We start from the raw sequence: 4,823 nt of genomic DNA on the forward strand, positions 1-4,823 counted from the left end.
CGCGCATGCGGCCGGCGGCTGGCAATGGATCGTGCTCGGCACGGTGGCCGGCGTCGGCTACGGCCTCGCCTGGCGACGCGGCGGACTGCTCGCGTCCGCGCTCGCGCATGCGGGGTTGAACGTCGTCCACTTCGGCCTGTTCACCTACCCGATGCTCGACGCCGCGCGCTGACGACCGCGCGGCGCCGCCGCTCAGTTGATCCCGGCGACCGCGTGCGGCACGTACGGGCGTTCGAGCGTGGCGATCTCGTCGTCGGTCAGTTTCAGTTCGAGCGCGGCCAGTGCATCGTCCAGCTGCTGCGGCTTCGAAATGCCGACGATCGGCGCGGTGACCCCGCGCTTCTGCGCGACCCAGGCGAGCGCGACCTGCGCACGCGGCACGTTGCGGGCGGCCGCGATCGTCGCCACGGCGTCGACGACCGCCTTGTCCGATTCGGCCGTCGCATCGTAGAGCCGCTGGCTGACCACGTCGCTCTGCTGCCGCTCGGTCGACTCGTCCCAGTTGCGCGTGAGCCGGCCGCGCGCGAGCGGGCTCCACGGAATCACCGCGATCCCTTCGTCTTCGCACAGCGGCAGCATTTCCCGCTCTTCTTCCCGATACAGCAGGTTCAGGTGGTTCTGCATGCTGACGAAGCGGGTCCAGCCGTGCTGCTTCGACGTGTGCAGCGCCTTCGCGAACTGCCACGCGAACATCGACGATGCGCCGATATAGCGCGCCTTGCCGGCCTTCACGACGTCATGCAGCGCCTCGAGCGTCTCCTCGAGCGGCGTGCCGTTGTCCCAGCGGTGAATCTGGTAGAGATCGACATAGTCGGTGCCGAGCCGCTTCAGGCTCTGGTCGATGTCGGTCATGATCGCCTTGCGCGACAGCCCCGCGCCGTTCGGCCCCGGCCGCATCCGGTAGAACACCTTGGTCGCGATCGCGATCTCGTCGCGTTTCGCGAAATCGCGCAGCGCGCGGCCGACGATCTCCTCCGACGTGCCGTCGGAATACATGTTCGCGGTATCGAAGAAGTTGATGCCGGCCTCGACCGCCCGCTGGATGATCGGGCGGCTCTCCGCTTCCGGCAGCGTCCACGGATGCGAGCCGCGTGACGGTTCGCCGAACGTCATGCAACCCAGCACCAGCTTGGACACTTCCAGCCCTGTCGACCCGAATTTCACGTATTCCATTGCACGCCTCGCCATTGAAGTTGAGCTGACGGCCGGATGCGCGCCGCGCATCCGCCGGACCGTCGCATGGTATCCCGGGCAGCAAAAATGCGTGCGGCATCGCCGCAAGATGCGAAGGAGGTGCTCGCGAGCGCGAGGTCGCGCGCGGCGCCGGCTGCGCAGCACGTGCGCAGCGGCGCCGGCCGCTTGCTTACTTGGCCTGGTCGGCGATCGGCTGCAGGAATGCGGAAAAGCCGGTCAGCATGATCTGCACGCCGATGCACAGCAGCAGGAATGCCGACACGCGCTTCGCGACCTTGGTGCCTTCGCTGCCGAGGTAGCGCGACAGCAGCGCGGAACGGCTGTAGACCTGCCAGATCACGATCGCCACCAGCACGGAGACGGCGATCGACACGATGCTCGACAGCATGAATTCCGACAGCTTGTGCGTGCGGTTCGCGTTCAGCGCGATCGCGGTGGCGATCGAGCCGGGGCCGACCGTCAGCGGCATGGTCAACGGGAAGAACGCGCGCGTCATGATCGCGTTCGCGTCGATCGGCTTGACCGGCGTGTCGCCGCCGCCCGGGCCGTCGGGTTCGTTGAGCATCTGCCAGCCGGCGACGGCAACCGCGAAGCCGCCGCCGATCCGCAGCGCTTCCATCGAAATCCCGAAGAAATGCAGCACCGGCGTGCCGGCGAAGAACGCGACCATCAGCACGATGAACGCATTGAACGCGACCTTCCTCGCGAGCAGATCGCGCTCTTGCTCGGTAAGCGCCTCGGTCCGTTCGAGAAACAGGAACGCGATGCCGATCGGGTTGATGATGCCGATCAGGCCGGTGAAGCCGAACAGGATCTCGGAGATAAGGCGATTGACGATCATCGGATGAAGAATCGGTCGGGACTGGGCCGGCAGCGCGCCGGAGGTCACGCATTGTAGAGCAAGCGCCCGCGCCCGAGCCGCAAAATTCGGCCGGGCCCGCCGTGCCGTCGATCGCCGCCGTTTCCGCTTGGTTTCCCCCTTACCCGGCGCCCGCCTCCCATGCCGGCGGCCGCTTCGCGAAGAACGCGGTGAAGCCCTCCTTCGCTTCCGGTGTCGCCCGCACGCGGGAGATCGTCTGCGCGGTGAACGCCGCGCGCTCGTCCGACGGCGGATACTCGCCGATCGCATCGAAGAAGCGCTTGATCTCCATCAGCGCGTTCGGCCCATTGCGGCCGAGTTCGGCGAGCGTCTTGTCGAGTGCTTCGTCGAGCGAATCGAGCGGCACGGCCTGGTGGATCAGGCCGATCGCGACCGCTTCAGCCGCGGCGAGCTGGGTCGCCGTCAGCGCGAGCCGGCGCGCCTGGCGCTGGCCGACCGCCTCGACCAGGTACGGGCCGATCACGGCCGGCAGGATCCCGAAGCGTGCCTCGCTGACCGAGAAGCGCGCGTGATCGCTCGCGATCACGATGTCGCACGCCGCGCACAGGCCAACGCCGCCGCCGAACGCATGGCCCTGCACGCGCGCCACCGTCGGCTTCGGGCATCGCCGGATCGCGCGCCTCATCGCGGCGAATCGCCCCGCGTCGCGCAGGTTCGCGGCCGCGTCGTTCGCGCTCGCGCGCTGCATCCACTGCAGGTCGGCGCCCGCGCAGAACGCGCGGCCCTCCGAACGCAGCACGATCGCTCGCACGTCGTCGCGCCGGCCGAGCGTGGTGAACGCGTCGGTCAGTTCGGCGATCATCGTCTCGTCGAACGCGTTGAGCACGTCGCCGCGCTGCAGCGCGACGGTTGCGATGCCGCGCGCATCGACCGTGACGGCCAGGGTCTTCAATCCATCCATCGAACAGGTTTCCTCGGGTAGAACGGCAAACAGGGGAATTACGCGGCCTGGCGGCGGTCGATCACGCGCCGGGCCTTGCCGGTCGCGGTCGCGGGAATGCCGCCCGCCGCCAGCACCGTCACGCCGGACGACACGCCGACCATGGTCTTGATCCGGTGCTGCAGCTCGCGCGCGAGCGCCACGCGATCGCTTTCGCTGACGGACGCGGCCACTTCGGAGCGCAGTTCGACCGCGAGGTCGAGCCGGTCCATGTGACCGTCGCGCGACAGCGTGATCTGGAACTGGCCCGACAACTGCGGCAGCGCGACGACGATCTCCTCGATCTGGCTCGGGAACACGTTCACGCCGCGCACGATCAGCATGTCGTCGGAGCGACCGGTGATCTTCGCGAGACGGCGCATCGCGCGCGCGGTCGGCGGCAGCAGCGCGGTGAGGTCGCGGGTGCGGTAGCGGATCACCGGCATCGCTTCCTTCGTCAGCGACGTGAACACGAGCTCGCCCTGGCTACCGTCGGGCAGCACTTCGCCCGTGACCGGATCGATGATTTCCGGGTAGAAATGGTCTTCCCAGATCACCGGGCCGTCTTTCGTCTCGACGCATTCGCACGCGACGCCCGGGCCCATTACCTCCGACAGCCCGTAGATGTCGAGCGCGTCGATGCCCACGCGCGTCTCGACTTCCTCGCGCAGCGCCTGCGTCCACGGCTCCGCGCCGAAGATGCCGATCTTCAGCGACGACTCGGCCGGGTCCATCCCCTGCCGCACCATCTCGTCGATCAGGTTCAGCATGTACGACGGCGTGACGAGAATGATCTTCGGCTCGAAATCGCGGATCAGCTGCACCTGCTTCTCGGTCTGCCCGCCCGACATCGGCACGACCATGCAGCCGAGCCGTTCCGCGCCGTAGTGAATCCCGAGGCCGCCCGTGAAGAGGCCATAGCCGAACGCGTTGTGCAGCGTATCGCCCGGGCGGCCGCCCGCGGCGCGGATCGAGCGCGCGGTCACGTTCGCCCACGTATCGATGTCGCGCGCGGTGTAGCCGACCACCGTCGGCTTGCCGGTCGTGCCGCTCGACGCGTGCACGCGCACGACCTGCTCGCGCGGCACCGCGAACAGCCCGAACGGATAGTTGTCGCGCAAGTCGTTCTTGGTCGAGAACGGGAATTTCGCGAGATCGGCGAGCGACTTCAGGTCGTCCGGATGCACGCCTGCCGCATCGAACGTGCGGCGATAGTGCGGGACGTTGTCGTATGCGTGGCGCAGCGACCACTTGAGGCGCTCGAGCTGCAGCGCCTGCAGTTCGTCGCGGCTGGCGGTCTCGATCGGCTCGAGGGCGGCGGCGGGATGCGTCGGGTGAGTCATCGGGGTGCTCCTCCAATGGAGTGATGTCGTTATCGTGTTCGAAGTGACGGGGGCGACGGCTACGACCGGAACGTGCGGCCAGCCGCATGCAGCGCGGCGATGCGCGGCGACACGCGATAGCGGTCCTCGCCGTAGCTCGCCGCGAGGTTCGACAGCACGCGATGCACGCGGCCGATGCCGATCGCATCGGCCCACGCGAGCGGGCCGCACGGGTAGTTCACGCCCTTCTCCATCGCGAGATCGAGATCGGCGGGCGAACACACGCCCTGGTTCACCGTGTCGGCCGCCTCGTTCGCGAGCATCGCGACGGTACGCATCGCGACCATGCCCGGCACGTCCGCGACGCCGACGACGCGGAAGCCCGCCTGCTGGAACAGGCCGACCGCGTCCGCGTAAGCCGCATCGCTGCACTGGAGCGCGCGCGTCAGCGCGACGAGCCCGGCCTGTGCGTAATCGCGTGCAAGGTCGACCAGCACGAGATCGGCGA

At 68.3% G+C, this 4,823-nt stretch carries 5 protein-coding genes and 1 pseudogene; 1 reads left to right on the top strand and 5 read right to left on the bottom strand.

Going from position 1 to position 4,823, the window contains the following annotated elements; genetic code table 11:
* Nucleotides 1-172: pseudogene (locus G3N93_RS34485) on the top strand (CPBP family glutamic-type intramembrane protease); the annotation flags it as partial.
* A 20-nt stretch (nucleotides 173-192) separates the two neighbouring features.
* Here the strand turns inward: G3N93_RS34485 and G3N93_RS34490 are convergent.
* From G3N93_RS34490 to G3N93_RS34510, 5 genes are all read right to left on the bottom strand, one after another.
* Nucleotides 193-1,173, bottom strand: coding sequence for an aldo/keto reductase (locus G3N93_RS34490; protein WP_174943014.1), 981 nt, complete (start codon nucleotides 1,171-1,173; stop codon nucleotides 193-195).
* A 190-nt stretch (nucleotides 1,174-1,363) separates the two neighbouring features.
* A complete protein-coding gene (locus tag G3N93_RS34495; RefSeq protein WP_011354924.1) occupies nucleotides 1,364-2,035 on the bottom strand; it encodes a MarC family protein in 672 nt (223 codons plus the stop codon).
* 139 nt (nucleotides 2,036-2,174) lie between these two features.
* On the bottom strand, nucleotides 2,175-2,975 hold the full coding sequence (locus tag G3N93_RS34500; RefSeq protein WP_206134973.1) for an enoyl-CoA hydratase-related protein: 801 nt from the start codon (nucleotides 2,973-2,975) through the stop codon (nucleotides 2,175-2,177).
* Nucleotides 2,976-3,013: 38 nt separating this feature from the next.
* Nucleotides 3,014-4,336: a phenylacetate--CoA ligase PaaK gene (gene paaK, locus G3N93_RS34505; RefSeq protein WP_206134974.1), complete on the bottom strand. Its 1,323-nt coding sequence runs from the start codon at nucleotides 4,334-4,336 to the stop codon at nucleotides 3,014-3,016.
* A gap of 59 nt (nucleotides 4,337-4,395) precedes the next feature.
* Nucleotides 4,396-4,823: 3-hydroxyacyl-CoA dehydrogenase family protein (locus tag G3N93_RS34510; protein WP_241026823.1), on the bottom strand; the 428-nt coding region annotated here is incomplete at its 5' end.

Source organism: Burkholderia sp. Se-20378 (assembly GCF_017104665.1).
Taxonomy (GTDB): Bacteria; Pseudomonadota; Gammaproteobacteria; order Burkholderiales; family Burkholderiaceae; genus Burkholderia; species Burkholderia lata.

Bases quoted from the DNA above. Each gene is read 5' to 3' on its own strand.
- G3N93_RS34490 (WP_174943014.1), bottom strand. From the start codon at position 1,173: ATGGAATACGTGAAATTCGGGTCGACAGGGCTGGAAGTGTCCAAGCTG.
- G3N93_RS34495 (WP_011354924.1), bottom strand. From the start codon at position 2,035: ATGATCGTCAATCGCCTTATCTCCGAGATCCTGTTCGGCTTCACCGGC.
- G3N93_RS34500 (WP_206134973.1), bottom strand. From the start codon at position 2,975: ATGGATGGATTGAAGACCCTGGCCGTCACGGTCGATGCGCGCGGCATC.
- paaK (WP_206134974.1), bottom strand. From the start codon at position 4,336: ATGACTCACCCGACGCATCCCGCCGCCGCCCTCGAGCCGATCGAGACC.